Origin of the sequence: Aeromonas sp. RU39B (genome assembly GCF_900156095.1) — a bacterium.
In the GTDB taxonomy this organism is placed as follows: domain Bacteria; phylum Pseudomonadota; class Gammaproteobacteria; order Enterobacterales; family Aeromonadaceae; genus Aeromonas.
Window position 1 is genome coordinate 359027 of the sequence record NZ_FTMJ01000001.1, and the last position, 13942, is coordinate 372968.

12 protein-coding genes are annotated in these 13942 nt (G+C 60.2%); 3 read left to right on the forward strand and 9 right to left on the reverse strand.

Translation table 11 applies throughout. The features are described from left to right. Positions 1 to 7: 7 nt before the first annotated feature. The 4 genes from uhpC to BW958_RS01585 all read right to left on the reverse strand — a co-directional run bounded on the left by uhpC (position 8) and on the right by BW958_RS01585 (position 4869). Positions 8 to 1333 (reverse strand): MFS transporter family glucose-6-phosphate receptor UhpC, encoded by a 1326-nt coding sequence (gene uhpC, locus BW958_RS01570; protein ID WP_076573650.1) that lies wholly within the window; start codon positions 1331 to 1333, stop codon positions 8 to 10. Next, complete coding sequence (gene uhpB, locus BW958_RS01575) at positions 1330 to 2850, reverse strand: signal transduction histidine-protein kinase/phosphatase UhpB (RefSeq protein ID WP_372628746.1); 1521 nt, start codon at positions 2848 to 2850, stop codon at positions 1330 to 1332. Before uhpB ends, uhpC begins: the two co-directional genes overlap by 4 nt. Beyond that, positions 2841 to 3434: a response regulator transcription factor UhpA gene (gene uhpA / locus BW958_RS01580; RefSeq protein WP_076573652.1), complete on the reverse strand. Its 594-nt coding sequence runs from the start codon at positions 3432 to 3434 to the stop codon at positions 2841 to 2843. Before uhpA ends, uhpB begins: the two co-directional genes overlap by 10 nt. A 178-nt stretch (positions 3435 to 3612) precedes the next feature. Next, the gene (locus BW958_RS01585; protein WP_076573653.1) at positions 3613 to 4869 is read right to left on the reverse strand and encodes an adenylosuccinate synthetase; all 1257 of its coding nucleotides are present in this window, start codon (positions 4867 to 4869) and stop codon (positions 3613 to 3615) included. Positions 4870 to 5008: 139 nt separating this feature from the next. Here BW958_RS01585 and BW958_RS01590 point away from each other — a divergent pair, with 139 nt between their 5' ends. Then, positions 5009 to 5857: a LysR family transcriptional regulator gene (locus BW958_RS01590; protein ID WP_076573655.1), complete on the forward strand. Its 849-nt coding sequence runs from the start codon at positions 5009 to 5011 to the stop codon at positions 5855 to 5857. Here the strand turns inward: BW958_RS01590 and BW958_RS01595 are convergent. Both BW958_RS01595 and BW958_RS01600 read right to left on the reverse strand, forming a co-directional pair. Beyond that, a complete protein-coding gene (locus tag BW958_RS01595) occupies positions 5854 to 6981 on the reverse strand; it encodes a TAXI family TRAP transporter solute-binding subunit (RefSeq protein WP_083687211.1) in 1128 nt (375 codons plus the stop codon). The genes BW958_RS01590 and BW958_RS01595 overlap by 4 nt on opposite strands. A 17-nt stretch (positions 6982 to 6998) precedes the next feature. Beyond that, entirely contained in the window at positions 6999 to 8141 is a 1143-nt protein-coding gene (locus BW958_RS01600) for a MalY/PatB family protein (RefSeq protein WP_076573659.1), read from the reverse strand. A 150-nt stretch (positions 8142 to 8291) separates the two neighbouring features. Between BW958_RS01600 and BW958_RS01605 the strand changes: the two genes are divergently transcribed. Continuing rightward, positions 8292 to 9464: an MFS transporter gene (locus BW958_RS01605; RefSeq protein WP_076573661.1), complete on the forward strand. Its 1173-nt coding sequence runs from the start codon at positions 8292 to 8294 to the stop codon at positions 9462 to 9464. A 1-nt stretch (position 9465) separates the two neighbouring features. Here the strand turns inward: BW958_RS01605 and BW958_RS01610 are convergent, their stop codons facing one another. Further along, entirely contained in the window at positions 9466 to 10353 is an 888-nt protein-coding gene (locus BW958_RS01610) for a LysR family transcriptional regulator (protein WP_076574088.1), read from the reverse strand. 66 nt (positions 10354 to 10419) lie between these two features. Further along, complete coding sequence (locus BW958_RS01615) at positions 10420 to 11175, reverse strand: YciK family oxidoreductase (RefSeq protein ID WP_076573663.1); 756 nt, start codon at positions 11173 to 11175, stop codon at positions 10420 to 10422. 157 nt (positions 11176 to 11332) lie between these two features. Between BW958_RS01615 and sohB the strand changes: the two genes are divergently transcribed. Further along, on the forward strand, positions 11333 to 12346 hold the full coding sequence (sohB, locus tag BW958_RS01620) for a protease SohB (RefSeq protein ID WP_076574090.1): 1014 nt from the start codon (positions 11333 to 11335) through the stop codon (positions 12344 to 12346). A 70-nt stretch (positions 12347 to 12416) separates the two neighbouring features. Here the strand turns inward: sohB and astB are convergent, their stop codons facing one another. Then, entirely contained in the window at positions 12417 to 13754 is a 1338-nt protein-coding gene (gene astB, locus BW958_RS01625) for an N-succinylarginine dihydrolase (RefSeq protein WP_076573665.1), read from the reverse strand. Between the last annotated feature and the right edge of the window lie 188 nt (positions 13755 to 13942).

A 13942-nucleotide genomic window follows, 5' to 3' on the forward strand; every position in this document is an offset into this window, starting at 1 on the left:
GGACCTTTCAGACGCCGCGGTTTCGCGGCGTCTGTGCTTTTAGAAACGGCAGTAACAGCAGGCCAGAGATACCCGCGGCCAGCGAGATGGCTACAAAGAAACCATCCCACTGCCACTGCTCGAGAATACGCGCCAGCGGGTAGCCCGAGATGGCGGCGCCCATGTAAGCAAACAGTCCGACAAAGCCGGTGGCTGCACCGGCGGACTCTTTGTGGGAACACTCGGCGGCGGCCATGCCTATCAGCATCTGTGGACCAAATACAAAGAACCCGATGGTAAAAAAGCAGGCGCCTTGCATCAAATAGCTGACAAACGGCATCAGCCACAGTGCGCCAACCGCCAGCAACGTGCCAGCGGCAAAGATCAGATTCATCGGTCCACGGTTGCCGTTGAAGAGTTGATCCGAGCCCCAACCTGCTACCAGCGCGCCGATAAATCCGCCAACCTCAAACAGGGTGACCACCGAGTTGGCTGTCACCAGATCGGAGCCCAAGCGTTCAGTCATATAGAGGTTGCCCCAGTCATTGATGGCGGCGCGTACCACATAGACCATTACGTAGCTGCAGCCAAGTAACCACAAATAGGGGTTGGTCAGCACATAGCGGCGCAGGATTTGGCGTCGGTTCAGCCCTTCCCCCACCTGTTGCTGCTCGATTTCAAGGGCATCCTGACGCCACTGGCCAACGCTCGGCAATCCCATGGTCTGCGGCTTGTCACGCAAGCGCCAACACAAAAATAGACCGCCAATAATAGCCAGGACACCGGGCAGCATCATGCCAAGTCGCCAGCCGTAGTGCAGTGTGATGGCTGCCACTAGCATGGGGGTCAGGGCACCACCGACATTATGAGCGGTGTTCCATAGCGCCCACCAACTGCCACGTTCACTGCGTGAATACCAGGTGGTGAGCAGTTTGGAGCAGGGGGGCCAGCCCCACCCTTGGAAAAACGCATTGACCACCCACAGGCTGGCAAACAGCCAGAGCGATGAAGAGAGCCCGAACAGCAGGTTGACCACGCCAGTGGCTATCAGGCCAATGCCCATAAAGTAACGGGGATTGGAATCATCGCTGACGATGCCAGAGATAAATTTCGACAGGCCGTAGGTCACATAGAACAAGGTGGCGAGCAGGCCGATATCGGTACGCTCCAGCACGCCACTGGCCAACATGTCCGGCACGGCAGCGTTGAAACTTTTGCGGGTGACATAGAAGAGTGCATAGCCCAGATAGAGTGTGAGCAGGATATGGCGGCGCCAGTAGCGATAGCTGTGGTCGATCTCTTGCTGCCCGGTGAGCTCGGGGAGCGGGGTGGGGCTGCGTAAAAATCGGATCATAACGACTCCTGATCGAGACGAACGGGCAGCGTCACCGCCAATCTGACGCCGTGGGTACAGGTGAGTTGCAGTTTGCCACCCATGGCTTGCACTCGCTCATTAAGACCACGCAGCCCATAACCTTGCCGGGTCGCATCAAGCGGCAAACCACAGCCATCATCTTCAATAACCAGGTGAAAGCGGTTGTCCTCACGCCAGGCATGCAGGGTGACCGCGCTGGCACCGGCATGCTTGATGATGTTGTTTAGCGCCTCCTGACAGATGCGAAACAGCGTCACCCCCTGGCTATCACTGAGTTCACTATCGACAATCTGCCAATCCAGATGGCTGACGATGCCCTGGGCGTCCAGCTCGAGCTCTCGCAGCAGGCTGCGAACGGCTGCTGACAGGCTCAGATCGTCGAGTTGTCTCGGCCGCAGGCGCCCGAGCAGCCGGCGTACTGCGTCATAGACATCCAAAGAGAGTTGCTCAATCTGGCGGCTACTGGCGGCTACCCGTTCCTGGCCTGGCAACAGGCGCGGCAAGATAGTGGCCTGAGTGCGGATGGCGGTGATGGTCTGGCCGATGTCATCGTGCAGCTCACGCGCGACCTCGCGGCGCACCTGCTCCTCGGTCTCGACCAGTCGTTCGGTCAGTTGCCGGTTGCGGGTCAGTTGCTGTGACAGTTCGGCGTTGAGATCGCGCAAGCGCTGGATCCCGGCGCCCAGCAGCAACCCGGTCAGACTCTGGGCCAACAAGGAGAGCAGCAAGTCCACGGCATGGTCATGCAGGGTTTGCCCGGCAATCAGCGCAATGGCATTCATCAGGGTGGCCATCAGCGCACCTTGCCAGCCATAGCGCCAGGCCAGTGCCATAATGGGCAGGGCCAGACAAAACGGAGTGAAACGCGCAAGCTCGCCGGGTAAGCCCAGTTGCAACCCCAAGCTCAGGGTAAACAGCAGCAGATACCAGAGCAGATGACGCGCACGCCAGCTCACCGGTTGTTCGACCAGTGCCGGTCCGAGGGGCACCCAGGTGGCACGGCTAAGGTAGTGCCAGAACAGTAAACAGGCCGGCGCGACGGTGAGCCCACCGCTTAACGTCAGCAGCAGCACTGTCATGGACTGAGCGGGGAGATCCAGCCAGAGCATGGCTTGCAAGAGGGCGCAGAGCACCAGCGCGGCACCTTGCCATAACAGGGTGTGGACATCGTTACGTTGAGGGCGTTGGCGTAGCCAGAGCAGTGGATACACGGTCAGTAGGCTGCCGGCTACCAGCCGTGGCCAACCCGGCAATCCCACCTCAGCATGCAAGCCGGCCAGTAACAGCCATTCACTGCAAAGTAGCAGCGGCCAGTAGCGCTGGGGAGATTGCAACATCAAGCCGCAGCGCAGTCCAAAGGTGAACAGCAGCGCCGCCATATCGGGTTTTTGCACCAGATGCAGGCCGATACTCCAGAGGCAAAACCAGCTGGTGGAGAAAATAAAGAAAGTGGCAAATCCCAGTGGCAAGCACCGCAGGTAACGCGCTATTGCCACTGATCAAACAGGCGGTGCGCCAGCTCCACATTGTTACTGACGCCAAGTTTTTCCATCAGGTTGGCGCGGTGCACATGAATCGTTTTGGGCGAGAGGCCAAGCTCATTGGCAATGGCCTTGACCTCCCAGCCTTGCGCCAGCTTTTCGGCGACTTGCCGCTCGCGCGCGGTGAGGGGATCCTGACGAGCAAAGGCCAGTTTGCGGGCAATCTCGGGGGTGAGATAACAGCCACCCGATGCCGCGGTGCGAATGGCGGCGACCAGTTCATCGGGACTGCAGCGTTTGGAAAGAAACCCCTTGGCACCGGCTTTTAGAGCCATCTCAATCAGCGACGGGCTGTCGTGAACCGACAGCATGATAACCGCCAATCCGCGGGGCAGTTGTGCCAGCAGATCCAGCCCGGAGATATCGGGCATGGAGATATCGCAGATGCAAACCTGAGCACCACTGCCCGGCAGTCCTTGCAAGGCCTCCTGCCCCGAAGAAAACTGGCCGACGATACGCAGATCCGGCTCAAGCCCCAGCAGTTGGGCAAATCCGGAGCGTACTACCAGATGATCATCAATAAGCGCAACGGCAATCATAAAACGCTTCCCGATAGCAGACAGGGGACTAACATACTTGGCTCACTGACGGTACTCAAGCCAAGTCAATGCGAGGTGACGGGCTATGTGACGTGGCGCTGGACTCACAATAAAAAACGCCAGTCGCATGACTGGCGTTTCGCTGTGGATATCCATGCCGCAAGCGGCGAACCGGATATTAACGCAGGATCATCTCTTCGCGGCCCGGGCCGACGGAGACCATGCTGACCGGCACGCCGAGCAGCGCTTCGATGCGCAGCACGTAATTTTGGGCGGCCTTGGGCAGGCTTTCCCAGGTGCGGCAGGCAGTGATGTCTTCGCTCCAGCTCTCCATCTCTTCATAGACGGGCTTGAGACCGGCGGTTTGCGGCCAAATCGGGTTTTCGGTGTGGGCACCTTCGTAGGCGACACAGATCTTCAGATCCGGCAGACCGGTCAGGCAGTCCAGCTTGGTCAGGGCCACTTCGTTGGCCGCTTGCAGCTCGACACCGTTTTTGGTCGCGACGGCATCAAAGTAGCCGACATCGCGCGGACGACCGGTGGTGGCACCGAACTCGTTGGCGATCTTGCGAAACTCGTCCTGATTCTCCATGGCGGTCAGCAGCGTACCGGTACCGACCGAGGTACTGAACGCCTTGGCCACGGCGATAACGCGCTCCGGACGCAGGGCCGGCAGGCCGCCACCGATACCGGCGTAAGCGCCAGATACGTGGGAGGAGGTGACCCAGGGATATTCGCCATAGATCAGATCGCGGCCGGCACCGAGCTGGGCTTCAAACAGCAGGGTGTCACCCTTGGCTTGCAGCGCCTTGAGCGGGGTGCTGACGTTGCATACGGCATCAATCCAGGGGGCGGACACTTCCAGCAGCCAGTCAGCCATCTGTTGGGCGGTCTGCTCGAAGGTAAATTCGGGGTAGAGTGCCTTCATCTGCGGCAGCTTCCAGTCCAGCATGAACTGGATGCGCTCAACCAGCACGTCCGGCTGCTTCAGCCAGCCGACCAGGATCGCTTTTTTCATGACGCGATCGCCATAGGCCGGGGCGATGCCCTGACGGGTGGAGCCATAGGCACCGGCGCCAAGGCGCTGCTCTTCGAGGGTATCCTCGATGGCATGCAGCGGCAGGCAGAGGGTGGCGCGATCAGAGATGGCGAGCTTGGGATCGACACCGGCAGCCTTGACTTCGGCCAGCTCGACAGAGAGCTTCTCGGGGCTGATCACCATGCCCGGGCCGAGCACGACCAGACAGTTCGGGTTGAAGACCCCGCTCGGGATCTGGTGCAGCTTGAAGGTACCCAGGTCGTTGACCACGGTGTGGCCGGCATTATTGCCGCCCTGGAAGCGAATGCTGGCGGCGGCGTCACCGGCCAGATAATCGACGATGCGGCCCTTGCCTTCATCACCCCAGTTGGCCCCTACCACGACGATAGACGACATGCTGATTTCTCCTCAAACGGAAGTCTTTAAACACGAAGACTCCATCCTAGGAGCGCAGCCGAAATTAGAAAAATTAATTATCTTTATAGTACTGATAAGAACGGCATATAATTTCGGCCATCGCTAGCAGGAGGCGAACATGCTCGATCTTCACTGGCTCAACACCTTTGTGACCCTGGCCCGGCTGCAGCATTTTGGCCAAACCGCTGCCGAATTGCACATGACCCAGCCCAACGTCAGCCTGCATCTGAAGCGGCTGGAAGAGGCAACCCGCACCAAGCTGGTCGAGCGCACGCCGTTTCGTTTGACCCAGGCCGGTGAGCGGCTGCTGGTCAGCGCCCAGCGCACGTTGCAGGAGCTGCAGTTGTGCCAATCCGATCTCAATGCCCTGAATGAACTGAGTCAGGGCACTATCTCGATTGCGGCCAGTGACATCATCTCGCGGCTGCTGCTGATCCACCCGTTCCAGCGCTTTAAACAGGCCTATCCCGGTATCGATCTCACCTTGTTCAACACCACCTCGGATCGGGCGGCGGAGCTGGTGCGCAGCGGGCGCGCTGACTTGGGACTGGTGATGGCGCAGCGCCCCAGTGACACGCTGCATTTTACCGAGCTGAAAAAAGTGCACTGGTGCGCGCTGGGCGAAGGGCTGGATGCAGAGATGCCGACCCTGATTCTGCTGGGGCACGATACCCGTACCCGCGCCCTGATCGATCCCTGCCTGCCGAGCCTGCAGTTACCGGGTTATCGGATTATGGAGGTGGGCAGTGTCGATGCGCAGCTTGATTGGGCGCGCGCCGGTTTTGGCGTGGCTATCGTGCCTGACTTTGCACTGCTCAAAACCCGCGAGACGGGTGTGCCGATGATGCGTCTGCGTGATTTTTCCCCCACCAGCCTTGGCTATATCGTGCGGCAGAACCAAATCCTGTCGCGTGCCATCAAGGCGCTGCTCGGCTGGGTGGGGGAGGAGATGGCCGATACGCCTTAAGCGTCGGGTTGCACGGCGGCACTGGCGTTGCTGGCCGGCGGCGTCTCATCGCCGGGAGTGATCGTTACCGCTGGCCTTTGCGGTTTCTTGCCATCGGCAAAGGCTTGCGAGCCCGCGTGCAGCGGCAGGATGGGGGAGGTGAGCATCTGGCGGCGGGTCAGATGAGTAAACGCCGGATGCAGCCGTTTGAACTGCTCGAGATGAGTGAAAATCACCTGATCGAGCTGGTAGGCCAGATCCGCCGGGAGCGAGGCGCGAGTCACCACCACGGCCGTGGATCCAAAGCTCGGCAGTGCCGGCTCATCGCTCTGATAGAGGTTGGCCGGCACAGTCTGGGCACTGTAATAGGGCACGTTGGCCAGCAGGGTATCGACGGCATCACCTTCCAAAGGCACCAGGGTAGCGCCGCAGCGCTCCACCACGTCGGCAATGTTCTGGTTTGGGTGGGCGGTAACCATGAAAAACGCATCAATCTTGCCGCTGCACAGGGCGCTGACCCGCTCGCTGACCGAGCGCTCGCCAAGCTCGGCAAAATGGCTGCTATCCCAGCCGATGGCGCTCAGTAGCGCTTCGCTGGTGGTGTGATCCCCTGAGCCGGTGCTGCCAATATCGACGCGCTTACCTTCCAGATCGCCCAGATCGCTGATGCCACTGTCACTGCCGGCTACCAGGGTGAGCGGCTCTTGATAGAGGGTGAACAAAGTGGCGAGGTTGGTCAGCGGTCTGCCCGCATATTCTCCCTGGCCCTTGATGGCTTCCCACAGCATATCGGACTGCACGATGGCCAAGTCCACCTTGCCATCTTCCAGCAGTTTCAGATTGTCGCGTGAGCCAGCCGAGCTTTCTACCGCGCAGCGCGGCGCATCGCTGCGCTGATTGAGCAGGCGGCAGATGGCACCTCCCGCCGGATAGTAAACCCCCGTGACGGCGCCGGTAGCGATAGAGATAAACTCGGCAGCCTGGGCAGGCAGGGCCGAAACGGTGAGCAACAGAGCAGGGAGGATACAAACGGGCTTCACGGCGGGCTCTCGCAGACAGAGGGTGATGCACACTGTAATCAAGGCCGGTTGACTCGGCAATCCGGCCTTGCTGAAGTCGGGCATTTCCCGCTGTTTTGGGCTCATTTGCCCCTGGTTTGACCTTAGCCCTGATGGGCCAGAATGGCGCGCTCCATCCGGTCCAGTGCCTCACGCAAGGTGGCGCGGGTGCAACCAAAGTTAAGACGGACAAACTGACCATTGCCAAACTGGGCTCCCGGCGAGAGTCCTACGCCGGCTTGCTCGAAGAAGGCGATAGGATTGTCCAGCCCCAGAGCGGCCACATCAATCCAGGCCAGATAGGTCGCCTGATGGCGCGCCAGATTGACTCCCGGCCAGCGGGCGACCGCCTCTTCAATCAGGGCCAGGTTGCCACGCAGGTAGTCCAGCTGCGCCTCGAGCCAGCTATCGCCACCCTCATAGGCGGCTTCAGCTGCCACAAACCCGAGCAGGTTGACGTCGGCGCAGATACCGCGCATCGCCTGCTGCAGACGAAAACGCAGCCGTTCGTTGGGGATCACCGCAAACGAGCAGCAAAGACCTGCGATGTTGAAGGTCTTGCTCGGTGCCATCATCACGGCACAGCGATCGGCCGCTTCCGGGCTGATGGCGCCATAGGGCAGGTGGCGGACGTTTTTGTCGAGGATGAGATCGCAGTGAATTTCATCGGAGCAGACCACAAGATCGTGGCGCTCGGCAATCGCCTGAATGGCGAGCAATTCGTCTCGGGTAAAGGCGGTGCCACCCGGATTGTGCGGATGGCAAAGGAGCAGCAGATCGGCACCGGCCGCTTGCAGCTCAAGCTCTTCGAGATCCAGCACCCAGCGGCCATCTTGCTCGACCATCGGGACGTTCAGCAAGGGGCGATCATTGATGCCGGGGGCCAGCAGGAAGGGATAATAGACAGGTTTTGGCGTGATCACGCCGCGACCGGGCGCGGTCCAGGCACGGCACGCCAGGTTCAAACCCGGCACGACGCCTGGCAGAAACACCAGCCAGCTCGGATCAATTTGCCAGCCATAACGCTCGGCCAGACGATTGACAATCAGCTCGATAAGACGCGGGGAGGGACGGGAGTAGCCAAAAATGCCGTGCTCGACGCGCTTGCCCAGCGCCTCGATCACACACTCAGGGGAGCGAAAGTCGGTATCGGCGACCCACATCGGCAACACATCCTGGCCTTTGTATTTGTCCCACTTCAGGCTCATGGTGTTGCTGCGGTCAATTTCCTTATCAAAATCAAACATATTTTTTATCCATGTTCAGTCAGTCATCGGTCACTGTACGGGGATGGCCGAGGCAGCGCAAGCCGCACAACTGCATTGACAGGACGCCGCAATCACCGCATATAGGGGAGTCTTTGCGCATATCCCTCCATTCAGTCCGGATTCAGTTTTATGAATATGTTGTCAGCGCTGCGTGAACGCAGTGATCCCGTCTCCCTCTCCTTCCTCGGGGTAACCTTTACCACCGGCATGGCCGTGGCGCTGCAGGTGCCCACCTTGTCGCTGTTTCTGTCGCAAGAGGTGCAGGTCAGGCCGTTTCTGGTGGGGATGTTCTACACCATCAACGCCGTGGTCGGGATCCTGATCAGCCAGTGGCTCGGTCACCGCTCGGATCGCAAAGGGGATCGCAAGCAGTTGATCCTGCTCTGTTGTTTGTGTGGGGTGATGGTATCGCTGCTGTTTGCGTTTAATCGCAACTACTGGATGCTGGCCAGCCTTGGCGTGGTGCTTGGCAGCATTGCCGGGACCTCCAGCCCGCAACTGTTTGCCTTGGCGCGTGAGCATTCGGACCGGGAGGGTCGGCGCGCCGATATGTTCAGCTCGGTAATGCGGGCGCAGTTTTCGCTGGCCTGGGTCATTGGCCCACCGCTCGCCTTTGCCATTGCGATCGGTTACGGCTTTACCTTTATGTATCTGGCCTCAACCCTGGCGTTTCTGGTCTGCTGCGCCATTGCCTGGCGCTGGTTGCCGTCGCTGCCGCTGCCACCGGTGCCGGTGGGCGATGAGAAGGTGAGCAGCTGGCGTGATCCGGATGTGCGCATTTTGTTTCTGGCCAGCACCCTGATGTGGACCTGCAATAGCATGTATCTCATCAACATGCCGCTCTACATCACCCGTGAGCTGGGCATGGACGAAAAACTGGCCGGTATGCTGATGGGCACGGCGGCGGCGCTGGAGATCCCGTTTATGCTGCTGGCCGGTCACTACACGGCGCGTTTTGGCAAGCGCCCCATGATGCTGGTGGCGGTGCTGGCCGGTGTGCTGTTTTACGCCGGGCTGGTCACGCTGCACAGCGAGCAGGGATTGCTGATGCTGCAGCTGTTTAACGCCATCTTTATCGGGATTGTGGCCGGGATCGGTATGTCTTACTTTCAGGATTTGATGCCGGGGCGCGCCGGGGTGGCGACCACGCTTTTTACCAACAGCATCCGCACCGGCTCCATTGTGGCGGGCGGCATTGCTGGGGTGGTGGCTGAGCTTTGGAACTATCACGCCGTCTTTATGGTGGCGCTGGGATTGGCACTGCTTTCGCTGCTGGGTTGCACGCGAGTGCGCAATGTCTGAGTTACTCTGCCGCCTCGGGCGGCAGGTATTCATCGCGCAATAACCGCAAGAGCAGCTCGGTAGCCGGGCCCAGCTGGCCGGGGTCCTGGGTCAGCAGGTAGGTGTAAAGACGCCGCTCGCTGCCGCTGACCAGCTTGAGCACTACCAGCTCGCCACGGCTGAGATCATCGACCACCAGATGTTCGGGCAGCCACCCATAACCGATCCCCTGCAGGATAAGTTGACGCGCTTCGTGCAGATGGGTCACCGCCCAGCTCAGATCGCTGCGATGACTCCAGTCAAACGAACGGTGAATGGGCGGGTGCAGGGTAATCTGGGTGTGCTCGAGCAGTTGCTCCTGGGTGAGGGCCTCGTCGCGGCGTGCCAGCGGATGATCGTGGCGGCAAACCGGTAACAGCTTGACCTCATCGAGCGGCAGGCCGCTGCGCTCGGCCGGCAGATGCTCGGTGATCATCAGATCGCCCGGCTGTAGCGCATTGAAGTGGCAGTGGATGCGCTCATGCAGATTGATGCGGCACCCCCGCGAGCGGGGTTGAAAGCGCGCCAGCGCCCGTTGCAGCCGCTCACGCGGATAGAGCACCGAAATATAGAGGGTGATCTGGGTTTCCCACTGCCGCTCAAGATTGCCAGCCAACTGCTCGAGCTCTTCCATCTGCATCAGCAGTTGGCGTGAGCGGTTTAAAAACAGGGTCCCGGCCGGAGTCAGCACCGCCTTGCGACCGCGCACCTCAAGCAGCGCCACGCCGAGTGATTGCTGCAGCTTGGCCACCGCATGATTGAGTGACGATTGGCTCTTGTTGAGTGCCTCGGCCGCCTGGGCGTAGCCGCCATACTCGACCACGGCCTGAAAGATGCGCCACTGCTCAATGGTACTTTTCGGTCGAAACATGCCGTTGCCCGCTAGAGTCCCTGTGTCAAGCATATCAAAACGCTCCGGGCGTTGCTGCGGGCAGCATTATTTGGGCTGCGCCACAAAGGTCTTGCCGGTTTGGCCGCGGCTGTCACTGCCCATCAGGTAGAGATAGAGCGGCATCAGGTCGGCCGGGGTCTTCAGGTTCATGGGATCTTCGGCTGGGAAGGCGCTGGCGCGCATCTTGGTGCGGGTGCCGCCCGGGTTGATGGTATTGACGCGCACTCCGGTATTTTCCAGCTCATCAGCCAGCACTTCCATCATGCCTTCGATAGCGAACTTGGAGATGGCGTAAGTGCCCCAATAGGCGCGGCCCTTGCGTCCCACACTGGACGAAGTGTAGATAATTGACGCATCGCCGTGCTGGCGCGCCGTCAGCCGTACCAGCGGCAATAGTGCCTGGGTCATCAGGAACTCAGACTTGACGTTGACCTGCATCAGCTCATCCCATTCGCGCTCGCGGATCTGCTCGAACGGGCAGAGGGTACCAAGCAGTCCGGCGTTAAACAGCACCCCGTCAAGGCGGCCAAACTGGCGCTCTAGCGCAGCGGCAATGCCTTGATAGTCGGCGGCACTGGCGCTGTGCAGATCGAGCGTCACGATTGCCGGCAGTGGCGCTCCGAGCGCCTCAATCGCGGCGGAGGTGGCTTCGAGCTTGGACTGGGTTCTGCCGACCAGGATCAGGGTTGCGCCATGGGCGGCATAGGTGATGGCCGCTTCACGGCCAATCCCGTCGCCAGCGCCGGTTACCAGTATCACCTTGCCTGCCAGCAGTGTTTGATGGGCCTGATAATCCAGCATGATGCGCTTCCTTATGGTGACGGGTGCAGTCGGCAAGTGTACGCAGACGATCCGGCGCTTGACCAGTCCCCCGCGTAAAAATGTGAATCAAATTGAGGAGTTGTGTCATCATAAACCGGTGACATCGAAGCAGGCGGTGACCGCCGTGGAGGAGTGTGTGGAGTTTCTGAGTGAATACGGGCTGTTTGTGGCCAAAACCCTGACCTTGCTGTTGGCACTGGTTGCCGCTGTGGTGTTGGTCACCGTTGCCGGACGCGGCGCCGGGAAAGGGGGCAAGGGGCAGCTGGAGGTCACCGATCTGGGCGATGAGCTGGACGAGACGCGTGTACGCCTGCAGGCCATGCTGGCCAGTAAGGATGAGCGCAAGGCGCTCGAGAAGCAGCACAAGCAAGAGGTGAAGGCCCGCAAGGGGGGCGATCATCGCTCGCGCCTGTTTGTTATCGACTTCAAGGGCGGTATGGAGGCGCGCGAAGTGGCGGGCCTGCGTGAAGAGGTGAGCGCCATTCTGGCTGTTGCGACACCGCAGGACGAGGTGTTGGTGCGTCTCGAGTCCGGCGGCGGCGTGGTCCACGGTTACGGTCTGTGTGCCTCCCAGCTGCAGCGTCTGCGTGAGCACGAAATTCCGCTCACCGTTGCGGTAGACAAGGTGGCCGCGAGTGGCGGTTACATGATGGCCTGCGTGGCGGATCGCATTTTGGCGGCGCCGTTTGCTATTGTCGGCTCAATCGGTGTGGTGGCCCAGTTACCTAACTTCCATAAGCTGCTGAAAAAGCACGATATCGAGTTTGAGATGCACACCGCCGGCCAATACAAACGCACCCTGACCGTGTTTGGTGAGAACGATGACGAAGGGCGGGCCAAGTTTCGCGAAGAGCTGGCCGAGATCCATGAGCGCTTCAAGCAGTTTGTTGGTACCCATCGCCCGCAGCTGGATATCGACAAGGTGACCACTGGCGAGCACTGGCTGGCGAGCCAGGCGCTGGAGCTGGGGCTGGTTGATGAGCTTAAAACCAGCGATGACTATCTGCTGGCGCAGGCGAAAACCCGCCGCGTGCTGGCGCTGCACTATCGTACCCGCAAGGGGCTGCTGGCCCGCCTTGGCAAGCAGGGCGCCGAAGGGGTGCTGGAAGGGGCAGGGCAACTGCTGGGACGTCATTCTCCCTGGCAGTAAGACACCGGCGTTTACGTCGCCATACCAAAAGAGACCCGCCATCGGCGGGTCTCGTGTTTTAGTGACATGGTTAGCGCTGGAAGGGGTAGATGGTGCCGAGCTTGAGGATCTGGGTCAGCTCGTCGAGCGCCGCCCGCGATTCAGTGATGAGCGCCGGATCGCGCAGATCATCGATGCTCAGGCGATCGCGATAGTGCTTGTCAATCCACTGGCCAAGACGCAGTTGCAGTGCCTCATCGAGCAGGCAGGCCGGATTGACGGCAGCGAGTTCCGTGTCGCTTAACGCCACCCGAAGGCGCAGGCAAGCCGGGCCGCCGCCGTTGCGCATACTCTGCTTCACATCCATAAAATACACGTGGCGAATGGGCGTCTCAAGGCCGGTCAAGCGTGCAAGGTAGGCCGCCACCGCCGGGTTATCACGGCACTCGGTCGGGGCAATCAGCGCCATCTGGCCGCTTGGCAAGCTGACCAGCTGGGTATTGAACAGGTAGGTCTGCACCGCATCCTGCAGTGACACCTCGGCAGTGGGCACCTCAATAAAATGCAGCTCGCCGTCCCCGAATTTTTCGCGGATTTCATGGCGTGCCGTTTGGGTGTCGAGGAAGGCCTGCTGGTGATAAAACAGCACGTTGCCATTCCCCACCGCAATCACATCATTGTGAAATACCCCTTGGTCGATCACCGCCGGGTTTTGCTGGATAAAGACGCAGCTGTCGCTATCCAGGCCATGCAGGCGCGCAATGGCTTGGCTGGCCTCCAGCGTCTGGCGCGCCGGATAACGGCTCGGGGCTGGGCGGCTTGGGTCAAAGGCGCTGCGACCATAGACAAACAGCTCGACCCCGGCCTGCCCATAATCGGCGCACAGACGGGTATGGTTGGCGGCGCCCTCATCGCCAAAACTGTCGTGTTCGGGCAGATGGCGGTGATGGCAAAAATGGTGTTCATCACTGAACACGGCACGCAGAATGCGGCCGGTGACTTCGGGCTCGAGGGAGCGGTGAAATTTGTTGGTGAGGTTGGCGGGTGTAAAGTGGACCCGGCCATCGAAGGTGTCGGCACTGGGGGAGACGGTGGCGGCATTGGCCGTCCACATGCTCGATGCCGAATAGCAGGCGGCCAGCACGGCCGGTGCCTGCGCCGCTGCCTGACTCAGCACCCGGGCATCACTGCCGGTAAACCCCAGTCGGCGCAAGGTGGCAAGATCAGGGCGCTCCTGCGGGGCCAGTACCCCTTGTACCAGCCCCAGATTGCGTAGCGAAGCCATCTTGGCCAGCCCCTGCTGGGCTGCTTCGCGGGGATTGGAGGTGGCGTGGGCATTATGTTGCGAGGCGACGTTTCCGAGCGATAAACCGGCATAATTGTGGGTCGGTCCCACCAGACCGTCGAAATTGGCTTCGACATGCTTCATGAAGTCCATCCTTTTTGAGTGATTTCCCTATAACTGCATGGTCATTGCGCAGTGTATGCTGCTGCCCAAATCAGGGCATATCGCCATCATATCCTGTTTTCATGCGGCTTGTAACAAGATGGTAACCACAGCTGTGGCAGCTTGTCAGCAGGGTGCACGGCAGGGGTAATCGAGACCCTGTCAAAAAA

Bases quoted from the DNA above. Each gene is read 5' to 3' on its own strand.
- uhpA (WP_076573652.1), bottom strand. From the start codon at position 3,434: ATGATTGCCGTTGCGCTTATTGATGATCATCTGGTAGTACGCTCCGGA.
- BW958_RS01615 (WP_076573663.1), bottom strand. From the start codon at position 11,175: ATGCTGGATTATCAGGCCCATCAAACACTGCTGGCAGGCAAGGTGATA.
- BW958_RS01610 (WP_076574088.1), bottom strand. From the start codon at position 10,353: ATGTTTCGACCGAAAAGTACCATTGAGCAGTGGCGCATCTTTCAGGCC.
- BW958_RS01595 (WP_083687211.1), bottom strand. From the start codon at position 6,981: ATGAGCCCAAAACAGCGGGAAATGCCCGACTTCAGCAAGGCCGGATTG.
- BW958_RS01600 (WP_076573659.1), bottom strand. From the start codon at position 8,141: ATGTTTGATTTTGATAAGGAAATTGACCGCAGCAACACCATGAGCCTG.
- BW958_RS01605 (WP_076573661.1), top strand. From the start codon at position 8,292: ATGAATATGTTGTCAGCGCTGCGTGAACGCAGTGATCCCGTCTCCCTC.
- BW958_RS01585 (WP_076573653.1), bottom strand. From the start codon at position 4,869: ATGTCGTCTATCGTCGTGGTAGGGGCCAACTGGGGTGATGAAGGCAAG.
- astB (WP_076573665.1), bottom strand. From the start codon at position 13,754: ATGAAGCATGTCGAAGCCAATTTCGACGGTCTGGTGGGACCGACCCAC.
- BW958_RS01590 (WP_076573655.1), top strand. From the start codon at position 5,009: ATGCTCGATCTTCACTGGCTCAACACCTTTGTGACCCTGGCCCGGCTG.
- uhpC (WP_076573650.1), bottom strand. From the start codon at position 1,333: ATGATCCGATTTTTACGCAGCCCCACCCCGCTCCCCGAGCTCACCGGG.